The sequence below is a fragment of the Micromonospora sp. NPDC049051 genome (genome assembly GCF_043197575.1).
In the GTDB taxonomy this organism is placed as follows: domain Bacteria; phylum Actinomycetota; class Actinomycetes; order Mycobacteriales; family Micromonosporaceae; genus Micromonospora.
Map to the genome: position 1 here is coordinate 1 of NZ_JBICTL010000010.1, position 17,023 is coordinate 17,023.

At 73.5% G+C, this 17,023-nt stretch carries 14 protein-coding genes, 2 tRNA genes and 1 pseudogene; 11 read left to right on the plus strand and 6 right to left on the minus strand.

From position 1 onward, the window contains the following. Positions 1–419: 419 nt before the first annotated feature. The 6 genes from ACGFIR_RS28890 to ACGFIR_RS28915 all read right to left on the minus strand — a co-directional run bounded on the left by ACGFIR_RS28890 (position 420) and on the right by ACGFIR_RS28915 (position 6,338). Positions 420–1,268: a PmoA family protein gene (locus ACGFIR_RS28890; protein ID WP_393148372.1), complete on the minus strand. Its 849-nt coding sequence runs from the start codon at positions 1,266–1,268 to the stop codon at positions 420–422. Then, positions 1,265–1,942 carry a hypothetical protein gene (locus ACGFIR_RS28895; protein WP_393148374.1) on the minus strand — a complete coding sequence of 226 codons (678 nt, stop codon included), beginning with the start codon at positions 1,940–1,942 and terminating at the stop codon, positions 1,265–1,267. Before ACGFIR_RS28895 ends, ACGFIR_RS28890 begins: the two co-directional genes overlap by 4 nt. Beyond that, the gene (locus tag ACGFIR_RS28900) at positions 1,939–2,700 is read right to left on the minus strand and encodes a carbohydrate ABC transporter permease (RefSeq protein WP_393008202.1); all 762 of its coding nucleotides are present in this window, start codon (positions 2,698–2,700) and stop codon (positions 1,939–1,941) included. The genes ACGFIR_RS28895 and ACGFIR_RS28900 overlap by 4 nt, the downstream gene beginning before the upstream one ends. A gap of 128 nt (positions 2,701–2,828) precedes the next feature. Continuing rightward, on the minus strand, positions 2,829–3,812 hold the full coding sequence (locus tag ACGFIR_RS28905) for a carbohydrate ABC transporter permease (protein ID WP_393148376.1): 984 nt from the start codon (positions 3,810–3,812) through the stop codon (positions 2,829–2,831). 29 nt (positions 3,813–3,841) lie between these two features. Further along, a complete protein-coding gene (locus ACGFIR_RS28910; RefSeq protein ID WP_393148378.1) occupies positions 3,842–5,191 on the minus strand; it encodes an ABC transporter substrate-binding protein in 1,350 nt (449 codons plus the stop codon). 19 nt (positions 5,192–5,210) lie between these two features. Further along, positions 5,211–6,338 carry a LacI family DNA-binding transcriptional regulator gene (locus ACGFIR_RS28915; RefSeq protein WP_393008178.1) on the minus strand — a complete coding sequence of 376 codons (1,128 nt, stop codon included), beginning with the start codon at positions 6,336–6,338 and terminating at the stop codon, positions 5,211–5,213. Positions 6,339–6,576: 238 nt separating this feature from the next. Between ACGFIR_RS28915 and ACGFIR_RS28920 the strand changes: the two genes are divergently transcribed. The 11 genes and pseudogenes from ACGFIR_RS28920 (at position 6,577) to ACGFIR_RS28970 (ending at position 16,982) form a co-directional block, all read left to right on the plus strand. Then, complete coding sequence (locus ACGFIR_RS28920; protein WP_393148380.1) at positions 6,577–7,905, plus strand: Gfo/Idh/MocA family protein; 1,329 nt, start codon at positions 6,577–6,579, stop codon at positions 7,903–7,905. Between the two features lie 29 nt (positions 7,906–7,934). After that, complete coding sequence (gene uxaC / locus ACGFIR_RS28925) at positions 7,935–9,359, plus strand: glucuronate isomerase (protein WP_393008174.1); 1,425 nt, start codon at positions 7,935–7,937, stop codon at positions 9,357–9,359. Continuing rightward, positions 9,356–10,660 (plus strand): enolase C-terminal domain-like protein, encoded by a 1,305-nt coding sequence (locus ACGFIR_RS28930; RefSeq protein WP_393008172.1) that lies wholly within the window; start codon positions 9,356–9,358, stop codon positions 10,658–10,660. The genes uxaC and ACGFIR_RS28930 overlap by 4 nt, the downstream gene beginning before the upstream one ends. Beyond that, positions 10,657–12,141 carry a mannitol dehydrogenase family protein gene (locus ACGFIR_RS28935; RefSeq protein ID WP_393008170.1) on the plus strand — a complete coding sequence of 495 codons (1,485 nt, stop codon included), beginning with the start codon at positions 10,657–10,659 and terminating at the stop codon, positions 12,139–12,141. Before ACGFIR_RS28930 ends, ACGFIR_RS28935 begins: the two co-directional genes overlap by 4 nt. Before the next feature lie 29 nt (positions 12,142–12,170). Continuing rightward, positions 12,171–13,367 carry a Gfo/Idh/MocA family protein gene (locus tag ACGFIR_RS28940; RefSeq protein ID WP_393008168.1) on the plus strand — a complete coding sequence of 399 codons (1,197 nt, stop codon included), beginning with the start codon at positions 12,171–12,173 and terminating at the stop codon, positions 13,365–13,367. 91 nt (positions 13,368–13,458) lie between these two features. Beyond that, a pseudogene (locus tag ACGFIR_RS28945) lies at positions 13,459–14,460 on the plus strand (hypothetical protein); the annotation flags it as partial. Between the two features lie 62 nt (positions 14,461–14,522). Beyond that, the gene (locus ACGFIR_RS28950) at positions 14,523–14,903 is read left to right on the plus strand and encodes a hypothetical protein (protein WP_393148500.1); all 381 of its coding nucleotides are present in this window, start codon (positions 14,523–14,525) and stop codon (positions 14,901–14,903) included. Next, entirely contained in the window at positions 14,807–15,124 is a 318-nt protein-coding gene (locus ACGFIR_RS28955) for a pectate lyase (RefSeq protein WP_393008200.1), read from the plus strand. Before ACGFIR_RS28950 ends, ACGFIR_RS28955 begins: the two co-directional genes overlap by 97 nt. A 75-nt stretch (positions 15,125–15,199) precedes the next feature. After that, complete coding sequence (locus ACGFIR_RS28960) at positions 15,200–16,651, plus strand: hypothetical protein (RefSeq protein ID WP_393008164.1); 1,452 nt, start codon at positions 15,200–15,202, stop codon at positions 16,649–16,651. Positions 16,652–16,808: 157 nt separating this feature from the next. Beyond that, positions 16,809–16,881, plus strand: a tRNA-Glu gene (locus ACGFIR_RS28965). A 26-nt stretch (positions 16,882–16,907) separates the two neighbouring features. Further along, positions 16,908–16,982: transfer RNA gene (locus tag ACGFIR_RS28970), tRNA-Trp, on the plus strand. Positions 16,983–17,023 lie beyond the last annotated feature (41 nt).

The following is a 17,023-nucleotide window of genomic DNA, read 5'->3' on the forward strand; positions in this document are numbered from 1 at the left end:
CCGCCGCTCTCGCGCCAGGCACTTTTACTACGCTACCCACCGATTTCCGCCGTGTCAAACCGCTCTGCAGCGATCCGCACCACTTCAACCCATTTTCGCGGGCACCCCGACAATGCCGACTCTCGCCGACCATTCTCAGGGAAGTTCGGCAGACCGGCCGCTCCGCGGTAACCCGCGAGCTCGCCCGGCTCCCTGCCGACCGTGAACCTTACCCGGTCGGTTCCGCCTCGCCAAATCCGCCTCGCGGCGAATCCGGGGCACCACCCGGGACCGGGCACCGGCGGGCATGACGCCATCCGGGACCCGATTGCCGCGCCCGGCCTCCCGGAGCAATCGCCCCGTTCGTCCCTTCCGCGCTGGCAGAGAGAAAGTTACGCCCCGCCCCACAAGATCGTCAAATCCGGGGTGGGCGGTCCGCGTCACACCGTCCCGCCGGCGGCCAGCGCGGCGGCCGCGTCCCGGTCCAGGGCGCCGTCGGTGACCACCACCCGGTGCCGCCCGGTGCGGGTCGCACCGGCGGCGATCACCCTCGGCCGGTCGAAGGCGAACGCCACGCAGACGCCCGGGTACATGGCGGTGCGGACGAACCACCGGTCGCCCTCGGCGAGCCCCGCCAGCACGAGCGTGTAGGCGGCCCCGTCCGGCCCGGTGCCGCTGAAGGCCAGCCACGGCGCGGTGCTGCCGTTGACCGCGTCCTCCCCCTCGGCGGTGGCGGTGCACACCCGCGCGGGCGTGGCGCTGACGGCCCGCCAGAAGAAGCCGCCGTAGCCCGCGCCACCCGGGCGCCCGTTGGTGGCGGGGCTGCCCAGATGTACGTCCCGGTCGGCCGGGGCGGTCAGCGCGTACGCGATGTCGAGGGCCCAGGCCCGCTCGCCGACCCGCCGCGCCGCCAGCTCCCGCCGCTCGGTGAGCAGCACCGTAGCGTCCCGGTCGCGCCACTCCAGCCGGTGCGCCAGCCGCTGCGGGTCGCGTACCTCCCAGCGGGTGTGCGCGATCCGGCCGTGGTCGTCGCGCCAGGTGTAGCCGGCGTCGCGGACGTAGGTGCGCCCGCCCCAGAGGTTGGTGCCGTCGACGTCCTGCACGGCCAGGGACGCGCCGAGGTGCCAGAGGTGGTCGGCGGGGAACGCGTCGGTGACCACCGTCCCGCCGAGGGTCCGCACCGGGTGCAGGTACGGGCGGGGGCCGTGCCGGGGGTCGATCGCGGGGTCGACGACGTACCGCGCCACCGGCACGCCGTCGACGCTGAGCTGCCGGTCGTTCTCCGTCACGGCTGGGCCGTCCTTCCCGGTGGGCGGACCGTCGGGGCGAGCACGAGCCGCCGGGCGACCGCGTGCAGGGCGGCGACCGCGTACCCGGCGAGGATGGGCACCACGACCGGGGTGACCATGACGGCGAGCAGCGCGGCGACGGTGCTGACCCCGGCGGCGGCGGCCCAGGTGCCGGGCCGGGCCCGGCAGGCGCCGGCGGCGGCGCGCGCGGAGTCGCGCCAGTCGCGTCCGCCCCGGCGGCCCACCTCGACCACGACCAGCGCGGCGTAGCCGGCCAGGGCGGCGGCCACGGCGACGGTGAGCAGGAGCAGCGGCGCCCCGCCGGGGACCCGGCCGCCGGCCAGCGCGGCGACGTCCAGGGCGAGCAGCCCGAGGGCGGCGAGCGCCAGCAGGCTCACCCCGGCGCCGGGCAGCAGGGCGTGGCCGTACCGGATGAGGTTCTTCCGGATCGGGGGCCAGGATCCGGTGCTGTACCGGTCGTGCACCGCCGCGCTCGCGGCGGCGACGGCCGCCGCCGCGGTGAGCACGGGCAGGGCCGCCAGCGTCAGCACGATGCCGAGCAGCGCCAGGTCCGTGGCGTCGGTGAGCACGTCCCGCCAGTCACGGCGGGCCGGCGCGGCGTCCGGGCCCGGCCCGTCGTCACGCCGCGGCCCGGCCGCCCGGTGCGGCCTCATCCCTTGAGTCCGCTGGTGTTGATGCCCTCCACCAGCATGCGCTGGAAGGCCACGAAGAACAGGAACACCGGTAGCAGCGACAGCACCGACATGGCGAACATCGGGCCGACGGCGCTCTGGCTCGTCGAGTCGATGAACAGGGTCAGCGCCACCGGCACCGTGTAGTCCTCGAGGTCGGAGAGGAAGACGAGCTGGCGGAAGAAGTCGTTCCAGGTCCAGATGAACGAGAAGATCGCGGTGGTGACGAGCGCGGGCCGGCTCAGCGGCAGGATGACGTGCCGGAAGATCCCGAACGCGTTCGCACCGTCGATCTTGGCGGCCTCGTCCAGCTCACGCGGGATGCCCCGCATGAACTGCACCATCAGGAAGACGAAGAACGCCTCGGTGGCCAGGAACTGCGGGATCAGCAGCGGCAGGTACGGCCACTCGCCGCCGACCAGGCCCAGGCTGCGGAAGAGGATGTACTGCGGCACGATCAGCACGTGCCCGGGCAGCAGCAGTGTCCCGATCATGACGGCGAACCAGACGCCGCGCAGCCGGAACCGCAGCCGCGCGAAGGCGTACGCGGCGAGCAGGCAGGAGACCCCGTTGCCGACGACGGTCAGCAGGCTGACCATCGCGCTGTTGAGGAAGAACCGGCCGAAGCTGAGGTCGAAGTTGGTCCACCCGTCGGCGTAGTTGCCGGGGGTGAACTCGTTCGGCAGCAGGCCGATGTTGTTGACGATCTCCTCCTGGCTCTTCAGGGACGTACCGATCATCCAGAAGAGCGGGTAGAGCACGACCGCGACGATCGCGATCAGGACGAGCAGACGCACGGCCTGCCCACCGCCGCCGGCCCGGCGCGGGCCGGTCGCCGTGGCGTCCGCCGCCGGGGTTGCCGTCGCCGTCACCGGTCCTCCCCGTCGGAGTAGTGCACCCAGAACCGCCCGGTGCTGAAGAAGATCGCTGTGATGATCGCGATGGCGATCAGGAAGACCCAGGCCATCGCGGAGGCGTAGCCCATCTCCAGGTCGGTGAAGCCCGTGATGTAGAGGTTCAGCGTGTACATCAGGGTGGAGTCGACCGGGCCGCCGGTGCCGTTGCTGAGCACGAACGCGGCGGTGAAGCCCTGGAAGCCGTTGATGGTCTCCAGCACCAGGTTGAAGAAGATCACCGGCGAGAGCATCGGCAGGGTGACTGCGACGAACTGCCGCCACGTGCCGGCGCCGTCGACGGAGGCCGCCTCGTAGAGCTCGGTGGGCACCTGCTTGAGGCCCGCCAGGAAGATCACCATGGGCGCACCGAACTGCCAGATGGCGAGCACCATCAGGGTCTCCAGGGCCCAGTCGGGGTCGTTGACCCACGGCTTGCCCTCGATGCCGAAGAAGGCCAGCAGCGAGTTGAAGGCGCCCTCGCGATTGAACATGTTGACCCAGACGATGGCCAGCGCGACGCTGCCGCCGAGCAGCGACGGCAGGTAGAACAGGCCGCGGAACAGTCCGACGCCGCGCCAGGCGCGGTTGAGCAGCAGGGCGACCCCGAGCGCGGCGGCGAGCTTCAGCGGCACGGCGATCAGGGCGAAGGTGAGTGTCACCCGCACCGAGTGCCAGTACGACGGGTCGGCGGTGAACATCCGCTCGTAGTTGGCGAGGCCGACCCACTCGATCTCCGAGATGGGGGTGAGGATGTCGTAGTTGGTGAAGCTCAGGTAGAGCGACAGGAGCATGGGGATCGCCGTGACGGCCAGCAGGCCGAGCAGCCAGGGCGACAGGAAGACGTAGCCGGCCAGACCGTCGCCGTGCCGGGCCCGCCCGACCCCGCGCCTGCCGGCGGGGGTCGGGACGGATCCGGTACGTCGTCGGGTCGGGCCGGGCGCCGTGGTCAGGGCCACGAGCCGGTTCCTCTCCGTAGCGTCTCGGGTCAGACGATGGCGGACTTGCAGGCCGCGAGGAACTGCTCCGCCGCCTGGGCGGGGGTGACGCGGCCGTACTGGGCGTTCTCGGCGGCCTTGATCAGCTCAGACTTGACCTTGCTGTGGCCCTTGATCGGCACCTGCGGCGATTCGCCGAACTTCTGCGCCAGGTCGGACTCCACCTGGATCGACTGCTTCATCGCCGGGTCGGTGACGTCGTCGCTGACCACGCGGCGCAGGTCCAGGTTGGACGGCAGGCCCCGGTCGGTGCCGAGCAGCTTGACGGCCTCGGGGTCGTTGGCCAGGAAGTTGATCACATCGACCGCCACGTCCCGGTGCTTGCTGCCCTTGAACACCGACCAGTACATGGAGGCGCGGGCCCACTGGGCGCTCGGGTCACCGGGGTAGGCGATGACGCCCAGCTCGTCCTTTGTGTTCTTCTTCAGCTCCGGCATCTGGTTGACCCAGACCCAGCTGGTGGCGGCCTTGCCGGTCACCACGAGCTGCTTGGTGATGTCGGTGACGTTGCCCTCGTGGATGACGTCGGGAGTCGGGGTGGCGCCCCGGTCCCGGGCGCCCTTCCACAGCTCGAACCACTTCGTCGCGTCCTCGGCGGTGAAGCCGAGTTCCTTGTCCTTGTAGAGGTCCTTGCCCTGCTGACGCAGCCACACCCAGAACGCCTTGTAGTCGGCGCTCGGGTCCTGGGTGCCGGGCACCTTGGTCTTCTTGGCGACCTGCTCGGCCCAGGCGATGTGTTCCTCCCAGGTCATGCCGGTGGTCGGCTCCGGCAGGCCGTTCTTCGTCAGCAGCGTCTTGTTGTAGACCAGGCCCTGGGTGTTCTCCCCCGACGCCACGCCGGCGAGCTTGCCGTCGACCACGCCGTACTGCCAGAGGCTCTTGGGGAACCTCGACACGTCGAGGTCGCCGGCGTCCTTGTAGGACGTCAGGTCGAGGGTGGTGCTGCGGGAGGCGTACTCGGCCAGGTAGTTGTCGTCGATCTGGAAGAGGTCCGGCGGGTTGCCGCCGGCGGTGAGGGTGGCCAGCTTGTCGAAGTAGCCCTGGTTGGCCTGCCACGTCTTCTCGAAGGTGACGTTCGGGTGCTTCTTCGTGTAGAGGGCGAGGGCCTCCTCGGTCAGCTTCGCCCGGGCCTCACCGCCCCACCAGAAGACCGAGAGCTTGACCGGGGCGTTCGGGTCGGTGCTGGCCTGCTCGTCGTCGCCGCAGCCGGCGGCGCCGAGGACCAGGGGCAGGGCGACGACCGCGGCGAGCAGGCCGCGGATCAGGCGCCGTCGGGGGACGGGGGTACGGTGAACGGGCACGACCTTCGTGCCAGTGGTGGGGGGCGTTGCGGGGTGCATGTGCGCTCACTCCTTGGCGTTAGGAGGCGACGACGCCACCGGTGGCCGCGGTCGGGCGACCCGGGCCCGCAAGGCGATGCGGGCCCGGGGTGGCCAACCCGGCGTCGGGGCGGTGCCGACCGTCCGCCGGCGCGGCGGCGGTCGAGTCGCGGATGACCAGTTCGGTCTGGAGCATTACCTGTGCGGTGGTACGACGGTCGTCGCTCGCGACACCCCGACCGCCACGTGAGCCACGGGCGGCGACGGTGTCGTGTTGCAGGAGCATGTCGACGGCCGTCCGGCCGGCGGCCGCGTTGGGCGTGGCCACCGTCGTCAACTTGGGCCGGGTGAGCCGGCTGAGGGCGATGTCGTCGATGCCGACGACGCTCAGGTCCTGCGGGACGCTCAACCCGAGGGCGTCGAGCCCTTCGATCAGGCCGATCGCCATCAGGTCGTTGTAGGCGAGGACGGCCGTGGCCCCGCTGCGGCGGACCTGCTCGGCGAGGGCCGCCCCGCCGGTCTCGGTGGGCTGGTTGGGCCCGAGCACCGTGAACTCGGCCCCACCGGCCCGCGCGGCGGCGCCGGCCGCCCGGCGGATCTCCCGGCTGGTCCACGAGCCGCGCGGCCCGCTGAGCAGCGCGACGTGCCGGTGACCGAGGCCGAGCAGGTGCTCGATGGCCGAGCGTGCGCCCTGCCCGACGTCCATGGTGACGCAGGGCAGGCCGGCGACCTGCCGGTTGATGACCACCAGCGGCACCTCGCGGCTGAGCTGCTCGATCATGCTGTTGCTCATCCGCGGGCTGCACAGCAGCACCCCGTCCACCTGCTTCGCGAGGGCGTGGACCAACTCCTCCTCGGCGATCGGGTCCTCGTTGGTGTCGGCCACGAAGACGTGGTAGTCGCGCTGTCGGGCCTGGCTCTCCGCCGCCTTGATCAGCGGCGGGAAGAACGGGTTGGCGATGTCCGCGATGATCAGCCCCACGTTGTGCGTACGGCCGGTGATCAGGGCGCGGGCGGCGCGGTTGGGCCGGTAGCCGAGCTCCTCGGCACAGGCCAGCACCCGGCCCCGCGTCTCCGGGTTGACCAGGTGCGGGGCCGAGAACGTGCGGGAGACCGTGGAGATGTGCACGCCGGAGGCCCGGGCGACGTCTCGGATGGTGGCTGGCACGGCGGGCCCTTCGTCCAGTGTGGCTGGGGTCACGTCAGGTGTCGCCAATTAATGCAAACGGTTGCGCACGTGTCAACGGTCGATGGTTACAGATACATTTCCGGCGCGCTCCCATCCTATGGACAAATCGCCATCAAGGCGGATCTATGCCACCGGTTTGACATCGATCGTTGACGAATCGGCGCGGCCCGTGATTGGTTCGCTGCAAACCTTTGCAGCAACGCGGGAGGCGGTCGCCATGTCGTCCAGCACCGGTCAGCAGGTCCGCCACGCCGTCGTGGGCACCGGGTCGCGCGCCGAGATGTTCGTCCGGGCGCTGGTGCGCGACCACGCCGACACCGCCGAACTCGTCGCCTTCGCCGACGTCAACCAGGCCCGGATGGACGCGCACAACCGGTGGCTCGGCGAGCTGAGGCACCCGCCGGTGCCGACGTACCGGGCCGACGACCTGGCCGCCATGCTCGGCAAGGAGCGCGTCGACGTGCTGGTGGTGACCAGCGTGGACGACACCCACGCCGCGCACATCGACACGGCGCTGCGGGCCGGCTGCGACGTCATCACCGAGAAGCCGATGACGACCGACGCCGCCGGCTGCCGGCGGATCCTCGACGCGGTCGCCGACACCGGTCGGCAGGTGCGGGTGGCGTTCAACTACCGCTACAACCCGCTGCACGAGAAGCTGCGCGAGCTGCTCGCCGACAGCGCGATCGGCGAGATCGGCTCGGTGCACTTCGAGTGGCTGCTCGACGTGCGGCACGGCGCCGACTACTTCCGCCGCTGGCACCGCGACAAGGCGCACTCCGGCGGGCTGATGGTGCACAAGGCCGGCCACCACTTCGACCTGGTCAACTGGTGGCTCGACGCCACCCCCGTCGAGGTGTACGCCGCCGGCCGGCTGTTCTTCTACGGCGAGGCCGGCCGCCGGCACGGCTACGCCCGCGACTACGAGCGGGCGCACGGGTCCCCCGCCGCCGCCGACGACCCGTTCGCGCTGCGGCTCGACGCGCACCCGAAGCTGCGCGAGCTCTACCTCGACGCCGAGGCCGAGGACGGCTACCACCGCGACCGCAACGTCTTCGCCCCGGGCGTGAGCATCGAGGACGACATGTCGGTGCTGGCCCGCTACTCCACCGGCGCGACGATGACCTACCACCTCACCGCGTACGCCCCCTACGAGGGCTACCGGGTGATGGTCAACGGCAGCAGGGGCCGGCTGGAGCTGGAGGTCGTGGAGAGCGACCACGTCGACCCCGCCTCGGCGGGCGCGCTCAAGGGCGCGGCGCTGCACGGCGACGAGGCCGCCGCCGAGGCCGGCCACGCCACGCTGACCCTGCGGCCGTTCTGGGCGCCGCCGCAGGCCGTACCCGTGTCCGGGCACACCCGGTCCGGGCACGGCGGCGCCGACGCCCGGATGGCCCGGGTCCTGATCGGCGGCGAGACGGACCCGATGGGGCGGGCGGCCACCGCCCGCGACGGCGCCCTCGCCCTGCTCACCGGCCTGGCCGCGAACCGGTCCTTCGCCACCGGCGCCCCGGTGCGGGTCGCCGACCTGCTCGACCTGCCCTGAGCCGAGAACCCTTCCGAGGAGCCCCATCCGTGCCCACGACCGACCTGCTCTTCCCCGCCGACCCCGCGCAGCGGGCGGTGGCCCGACGGCTGTACGCGCTGGCCGCGCCCCAGCCGATCATCTCCCCGCACGGGCACGTCGACCCGGCGATCCTGGCCGAGGACCGACCGTTCCCCGACCCGGCTCGGCTGCTCATCGTGCCCGACCACTACCTCACCCGGATGCTGCTCAGCCAGGGCGTCCCCCCGGCCGAGCTGGGCGTGCCCACCGTCGACGGCAGCCCCACGGAGCCCGACGGGCGCACGATCTGGCGACGCTTCGCCGCGCACTGGCACCTGTTCCGGGGCACCCCCTCCCGGCTCTGGCTGGAGCAGACCTTCGCCGACGTGTTCGGGGTACGCACCCCGCTCTCGCCGACCACCGCCGACGCCGTCTACGACGAACTGGCCGCCCGGCTCGCCGAGCCCGGGTTCCGGCCCCGGGCGCTGTTCGAGCGCTTCGGCATCGAGGTGCTCGCCACCACCGAGTCCCCCCTGGACGACCTCGGGCAGCACGCCAAGCTCGCCGCCGACGGCTGGGGTGGGCCGGGCGGTCGGGTGATCACCACGTTCCGGCCGGACAACGTGGCCGACATGGAGTTCGACGGCTGGGCCGGCAACGTCGCGCGGCTCGGGGAGATCACCGGCGAGGACACCGGCACGTACGCCGGCTACCTGGCGGCGCTGCGCCAGCGGCGGGCGGCGTTCATCGCGGCCGGCGCCACCTCGACCGACCACGGCCACCCCACCGCGCGCACCCTGGCGCTGGACGCCGGCGAGGCGGCCCGCCTCTACGACCGGGGGCTGCGAGGGCTCGCCGACGCGGCCGACGCGGAGACGTTCCGGGCGCACATGCTGCTGGAGTTCGCCCGGATGTCGCTGGACGACGGGCTCGTCATGCAGCTGCACCCCGGCGCGGTGCGCAACCACAACCGCTGGCTGTACGCGCGGCACGGCCGCGACGTCGGCGGCGACCTGCCGCAGGCGACCGAGTACCTGCACGCGCTGACCCCGCTGCTCGACGCGTACGGCAACGACCCGCGGCTGCGGGTGGTGCTCTACACCCTCGACGAGTACACCTTCAGCCGCGAACTCGCCCCGCTGGCCGGCGGGTACGCCGCGCTCTACCTCGGCGCGCCCTGGTGGTTCCTGGACTCGCCGGAGGTGCTGCGCCGCTTCCGCGAGTCCGTCACCGAGTCGGCGGGCTTCTACAACACCGCCGGGTTCGTCGACGACACCCGCGCGTTCTGTTCCATCCCGGTACGCCACGACGTGGCCCGCCGGGTCGACGCCGCCTACCTGGCGCGGCTGGTCACCGAGCACCGCCTCGGCGAGGACGAGGCCGCCGAGACCATCGTCGACCTGGCGTACCGGTTACCGAAGAAGGTCTTCAAGATCGGAGAGAGCCTCCTGTGAGTGTCACCGTCACCGCCGTCGACGTGCACGACGTGCGGTTCCCGACCGCCGCCGCCGGCGACGGCTCGGACGCGATCAACCGGGGCGACTACTCGGCCAGCTACGTCGAGCTGCGTACCGACGCCGGCGTCACCGGGGCCGGGTTCACCTTCACCAACGGCCGGGGCAACGAGCTGACCTGCGCGGCGATCCGCGCCCTCGCCCACCACGTGACCGGCCGGACCGTCGAGGAGATCTTCGCCGACCCGGTGGCGTTCTGGCGCTCGCTCAGCGCCGACGTGCAGCTGCGCTGGCTGGGCCCCGAGAAGGGGGTCATCCACATGGCCACCGGCGCGCTGGTCAACGCGGTGTGGGACCTGCGGGCCAAGCTGGCCGGCAAGCCGATGTGGCGGCTGCTCGCCGAGCTGCCCACCGAGGAGCTGGTGGCCAGCGTCGACTTCCGCCACATCACCGACGCCCTCACCCCCGACGAGGCGGCGGCCATCCTCGACAGGGGACTCGTCGGGCTCGACGAGCGGCGCGCCGTGCTGGAGCGCGACGGCTTCCCGTCGTACACCACGTCCGTGGGGTGGCTGGGCTACCCCGACGACAAGGTCCGGGCGCTGACCCGACAGGCGTACGCCGACGGGTGGCGGGCGATGAAGATGAAGGTCGGCGGTCCGCCGGCCGACGACCTGCGCCGGGCGCGGATCATCCGGGCGGAGATCGGGCCGGACGCGCTGCTGATGATGGACGCCAACCAGGTCTGGGACGTCGACGAGGCGATCGCCAACATGACCGCGCTGGCGGAGGTGGATCCGTACTGGATCGAGGAGCCGACGCACGCCGACGACATCCTCGGGCACGCGCGCATCGCGCGGGCGGTGACCGGGCTGACCGGCGGCCGGTGCCGGGTCGCCACCGGTGAGGTGGCCGCCAACCGGGTCATCTTCAAGCAGCTGCTCCAGGCCGAGGCGATCGGCGTGATGCAGATCGACGCGTGTCGGGTCGGCGGCGTCAACGAGGTCCTCGCCGAGATCCTGTTGGCGGCGAAGTTCGGGGTGCCGATCTGCCCGCACGCCGGCGGCGTGGGCCTGTGCGAGTACGTCCAGCACCTCGCGGTCTTCGACTACCTGCGGGTCGGCACCAGCCTGGAGGGTCGGATGGTGGAGTACGTCGACCACCTGCACGAGCACTTCGTCGACCCGGTGCGCACCCGCGGGGGGCGCTACCTGCTGCCGGAGGCGCCCGGCTACAGCGCCACCATGAAGCCGGAGTCGATCGCCGAGTTCCGCTTCCCGGACGGGCCGGTGTGGCGATGAGCGCCGGCGCCGCCCGGCTCGGCCTCGGGACGCTGCGCCGGCTGCCGACCGACAGCCGCCCGCTGCTGCGTCCGGGCAGCGTGCCGGCGGGGATCGTCCACCTCGGGCTGGGCGCGTTCCACCGCGCCCACCAGGCCGTCTACACCGAGGAGGCGATGGCGCGGGCCGGGGGCGGCTGGGGCATCGTCGGTGTCGCGCCGCGCAACCCCGACGTGGTGACGACGCTGGCCGCGCAGGACAACCTGTTCAGCGTCACCACCAGCAGCGCCGAGGGATGCCACACCCGGGTGGTCGGCGCGCTGGCGGGCACCCGGCACGCCGCCGGTGACCCCGCCGCCGTGGTGGCGCTGCTGGCCGACCCGGCCATCCGGGTGGTCACCCTCACCGTCACGGAGAAGGCGTACCAGCTGGATCCGGTGACCGGGCGGCTGCGGCCGGACCCGGAGGTCGCCGCCGACCTGCGCACCGACCGGGCGCCGGTGACCGTACCGGGCCTGCTGCTGCGGGGGCTGCTCGCCCGCGCCGCCGCGCAGGGCCCACCGCTGGCCCTGGTCAGCTGCGACAACCTGCCCGCGAACGGCCGCCGGCTGCGCGGCCTGGTCGAGCAGTCGGCGGCGTACGCGGGGGTGCCGGAGCCGCTGGCCGGCTGGGTACGCGAGCACGTCAGCTTCCCCGGCACCATGGTCGACCGGATCGTGCCGGCCAGCACGGCGCGGACCCTCGCCGACGCCGAACGGGCCCTGGGGGTGAGCGACCTGGCGGCGGTGGCCGCCGAGCCGTACCGGCAGTGGGTCGTCGAGGACGACTTCCCCGGGGGCCGGCCGGCCTGGGAGCGGGCCGGGGCGGTGCTCACCGCCGACGCGGGCCCCTGGGAGCGGCTGAAGCTGCGTGCCCTCAACGGCGTGCACTCGGCCGCCGCCTACCTGGGCGCGCTCGCCGGCCGGGAGACCATCGCCGACGCGCTGGCCCTGCCGCACCTGACGACGGTGCTGCGTCGGCTGGTCGCCGAGGACGTGGCGGCCAGCTTCGAGCCGCCCGAGGGCGTCTCGGTGGTCGCGTACGGCGAGGAGGTGCTGGCGCGCTTCGCCAACCCGGCGATCCGCTACCGCACCCTCCAGGTGGCGACGGACGGCTCGCAGAAGCTGCCGCAGCGGGTCCTGCACACCGTCGCCGACCTGCGGGCCGCCGGGCGCCCGGCGCACTGGGCCACGCTGGTGGTGGCCGCCTGGCTGCGCTTCGCCCAGGGCCACGCCGACGACGGCAGCCCCCTGCCGCTGGCCGACCCGCTCGCCGAGCAGATCCGCGCGGCGCTCGCCGCCGGGCCACGCACCCCGGCGGGGGCGGTCGACGCGGTGTTCGCGCTGCGCGAGATCTTCCCCGCCGAGGTGGCCGCCGACGACGACGTACGCGCCGAGGTGACCGGGTGGCTGACCGCCCTGGAGCGGCACGGGGTGACCGCGACGCTGGCGGGCGCCCGGTGACGGCCGCCGGGTCCCCTCCGCCCGACGCCGTGCCGCGGGTCGCCGTCGTCGGGGCCAACGGGCACGGGCGCTGGCACCGGCGGGTCGTCGCGCCGCTGCACGACGCCGGGCGGCTGCGGCTGGTCGCCCTGGTCGACGTACGCCCGGTCGAGGACGACCCGGCGGCGCCGGTGCCGGCCGGCACGATGGTCTGCGCCGACCACCGGGAGATGCTGCGGGCGACCCGACCGGACGTGGTGGTGGTGTGCACCCCGCCGCACACCCACCTGCCGATCGCCCTGGACGTGCTCGCCGCGGGCGCCGACCTGCTGCTGGAGAAGCCCCCGGTGCTGTCCACCGCGGAGCACCACCGGCTGGCCGCCGCCCTCGCCACGACGGGCCGGGCGTGCCAGGTGGGCTTCCAGGCGCTCGGCTCGGCGGCGCTGACGCAGCTGACCGGCGCGGTGCGGGCGGGGCGGCTCGGTACCGTCACCGGCATCGCGACGGTGGCGGCCTGGCAGCGTTCCGACGCCTACTACGCGCGGGCGCCGTGGGCCGGCCGGCGTACGCTGCACGGCCGCCCGGTGCTCGACGGCGCCCTGGCCAACCCGCTGGCGCACGCGGTCATGCAGTGCCTCGCGGTCGCCGAGGCCGTCGGGGACGGGCCGGTGGAGCCCGCGCGGATCGAGGTGGAGCGTTACCGGGTCCGGCCGATCGAGGTGGACGACACCGCGACACTGCGGGTGCGGTCCCGCTCGGGGCCACCGATCGTCGCGGCGGTGACCCTGGCCGGCGAGGACTTCGTCGCCGGGGAGGTGCTGGTGACCGGCACCGCCGGCCGGGCCGTGCTGGAGTACCCGACCGACCGGCTGCTGCTGCCCGGCGACGCCGGCCCGCGCGAGGTGCCCGGCCGGCGCGGCCTGCTGGAGAACCTCCTCGCGCACCGGGCGGACCCGGCGGTGCCACTGATCGCGCCGCTGGCGCGGACCGCACCGTTCACCACGGTGCTGGAGGCCGTCACGGATGCCCCCGAGCCGACGTCGCTGGGCGGCGACCTCGTCACCGCCACGGGCGACGGCCCGCAGCGGGTGCTGACGGTACGCGGGATCAACCGGCTGCTGCGCCGGGCGGCCGACGAGGGGGCGCTGCTGTCGGAGCTGGCGGTGCCGTGGGCGGTGGCGCCGCACCGCAGGGACCTGACCGGGCAGGAGGGACCGCAACACGCTGCAACCGGGCCGCCCGCCTGACGCGGGTCCATATCGGACACGGGGGTGCCATCCCGACCGGAGGCGGTGGGGACGATGCCGGCTGATCGGATCAACTGCAACAATCCTGCATATGCTCGTCATTGACGCGCATAAATCGCGAAACCTACCGTTGCCGGTACCGAACCGGCGACGAACAGGTGGTCCGACAGATGTGGGAGAAGACACTGGGCGCGGCGATGGTCGCCGTCACGCTCGCGGCGACATCCACTGGCGCGGCGGAGGCGCTCCGCCCGCCACCGTGGACGGCGCGGCCGACGGGCTCTCCCGGGCCGCCCGACACCTCGGCCGGCAGGCGCTACCGGCCGGGGACGGCTGGGCGGCCGAGGGGGCCGGCACCACCGGCGGCGCGGCGGCCACGCCGGAGCAGGTGCACGTGGTCTCCAGCCGGGCCGGGCTGGTCGCGGCCCTCGGCGGCGACAACGCCACCAACCGGGGCAACGCCACCCCGAAGATCATCTACGTGCGTGGCGTGGTCGACGGCTTCGAGGGGCCCGACGGGACCCCGCTCGACTGCGCCGCCCTCGCCGACCCGGAGTACTCGCTGCCGGCGTACCTCGCGGCGTACGACCCGGCGGTCTGGGGACGGGTGCCGCCGAGCGGGCCCCTGGAGGCGGCACGGGTGCGCTCGGTGACGAACCAGACCCGGCAGACCCAGCTCAACGTCGGCCCGAACACCACCATCGTCGGCCTGCCCGGCGCCCGGTTGACCGGGCTGACGCTGATGCTCGACGGCGCGCACAACACGATCGTGCGGAACCTGACCTTCGACGACGCCCGGGACTGCTTCCCCGCCTGGTCCCCCACCGACGGCGAGGCCGGCAACTGGAACTCCCAGTACGACCAGATCTCGGTACGCCGCAGCGAGCACGTCTGGATCGACCACAACACCTTCACCGACGGCGACAACCCGGACAGCGCCCAGCCGGTGCACCTCGGCCGGCCGTACCAGGTGCACGACGGATCGGTGGACGTCACCCACACCGCGAGCCTGGTGACCATCTCCTACAACCGGTTCGTCGGGCGGGACAAGGTCATGCTGATCGGCTCGTCCAACACCGTCGGCCCGGACGTCGGGCGGCTGAAGGTCAGCCTGCACCACAACCTCTTCGACGGGGTACTCCAACGTTGCCCCGGGTGCGGTTCGGCCAGGTCGACGTGTGGAACAACCACTACCGGCTGGGCGGCGACGGGTTCGAGTACGCGATCGGCGTCGGGGTGCAGTCCGCCGTGGTGGCCGAGCACAACTTCTTCAGCCTCCAGGCCGGCGTCGGGGCCGACGACCTGCTGTACGACTGGGGCGGCACCGCCGTCACCACCCGGGGCAACTGGGTCGGCGCCGCCGGTGAGCGGCCCCGGCCGGTCGACCTGGTGGCCGCGTACAACGCCTCGCACGAGCCGGACCTGGCCCCGGACGCGGGCTGGACGCCGAGCCTGCGCCGCGCTCCGGTGCTGCCGGCGCCCGCGGTGCCGGCGGTCGTGGCGACGCTGGCCGGCGCGGGCCGACTGCCCCTGTAGGGCGTCGGCGGACGGCCCGGCGCGCACCGATGGACAACGTCACCGCGACCTCGACGAAGATGCTGGCCGGCATCGACACGAACTGGGGCGACACCGCCCGGTTCAGCCGGATCACCATCCTCAACGACCCGAACCGCACGACCCGCATCTGCGTCAGGTACAAGGGCGTGCCGAAGGTGGGGGGTCACCCTTTTCGCGGGGGCGTGCGACCGCGACGGTAGCGTGGCGCCTCAGCACAGCGGCGTGAGGCGGATCTCTCGCCGGCGTGGCGCTCGCGATCGTACGGAGGAGGATGCATGTCCCACGGCGACGACCCGTTCGCGGCACGCGAGGACGCGGCCTCGCGGCCGAGCTTCGACCTCGCGCTGCGCGGCTACGACAAACGGCAGGTGGACCGCTACCTCGAACAGGTCGACGGCGAGCGCTCGGCGCTGGCCGCCGAGCGGAACCGGGCCTCGGCCCAGCTGCGCGAGCTGACCGTCGAGGTGCACCGGCTGCGCGCCGAGACGACCGAGCTGCGGGACCGGCCGACGCAGCCGGACCGGGCGTCCTTCCGCGACCTGGGCCCGATGGTCGACCAGATCCTGGCCCTGGCCGAGAAGCAGGCCGACGCCATCACCGACGCCGCCGGGCAGCGGGCCGCCGAACTCGAGGCCGAGGCGGAGCGGCTGCTGACCGAGGCCCGCGAACAGGCCACCACGACGCTGCGGGAGCTGACGGAGGAGGCGGCCGCGCGGCGCGACGAGCACGACCGGGAACATGAGGAACGCCGCGCCAACGCCCAGGCCGAGCTGACCCGGATCCGGGAGGCGGCGGAGCGGTTGCGGGCGGCCGGCGAGGCGGCCCACGACCACGCGGTGCAGGAGGCGAAGCGGGTCGACGAGCAGACCGCCCAGCAGATCGAGGCGGCCCGCGCCGAGTCCGAGACGATCCTCGTGGCGGCCCGCACCCAGATCCAGCAGGAGGTGCAGGCGGCCCGCGCGAAGACCCAGCAGGAGCTGGGCCAGTGGCAGGCCAGCGTGGAACGGGAGATCAACGAGCGGCGGACCGCCGCCGAGCAGGAGATCGCCGAGCAGCTCGCGTCCGCCGAGCGTGAGCTCGGCGCTCAGCGTACGGCGGCGGAGCAGGAGATCGCCACGCTGATCGCCGAGGCCCAGCAGTACGCGGCCAAGGTGCGCCAGCACGTCGACGAGCAGGCCGCGACCCATCAGCAGCAGCTCGCCGCGACGCAGCAGGGCATCCGGGACCGGCGGGAGACGCTGGCCCGGATGCAGTCCGAGCTGGACACCGCGCAGCAGCAGCTGGCCCAGGCCCGGCAGGAGTGCGGAACGATCGAGCGCGAGTTCGCCGAGGTGCAGCAGCGCCTCGCCGAGACCCGGCAGGAGCTGACCGACGAGCTGCACCGCCTCGATGAGGCACGCCGGGCCGGTGACTCCGCCGAGCAGCACGCCAAGGAGGTCCGCGCCCGGGTCAAGCGGGAGGCGAAGCGGGTGGCCGACCTGGCCGCCGCGGCGGTCATGGCAGCCGCCACGGGTGGCGCGGAGACCGCCGAGTACCCGCAGGTCACGGCCCGGCCCCGGACCGCCCGACCGGTACCGGTGGCGGTGGCGGTGGCGGAACCCGCCGCCGGCGAGGCCGTGCCGGCGGAGACCGGCCACCCGGTGCCGGCCCTCACCGGCGACGACGACCAGGCCCCCGCCGGCGGGCCCACGCAGCAGCCGGCGAACCAGGTGGTGGCCGCCGGCTGACCCCCGGCTGTACTCGCCGCGCGGCGGGCCGGACGCCGGTGACACGACGGGGTGGTCGAACCGCGCCGTCGCATGGCTGCTGCTCACCGGGGCCTTGGGGTGCCCGGGCTCGTGGGAGGCGGGACGGGCAGCTCGGTTGCCCTACACTCGCTCGCGGCGGGCGGTAGCGCAGAGGTCGTCGCGCCTCCCTCTCAAGGAGGAGGACGCCGGTTCGAATCCGGCCCGTCCGCCGCCCCCGGGTCGTCCCCGCCTCGTGCGGGCCGTAGCGCAGCGGTCGTCGCGCCCGGTCTCCAAAACCGGGAGGACGCCGGTTCGAATCCGGCCGGCCCGCACCCCCTACACTCGCCGGCGGGCGGGGCGTGGCACCGTGGT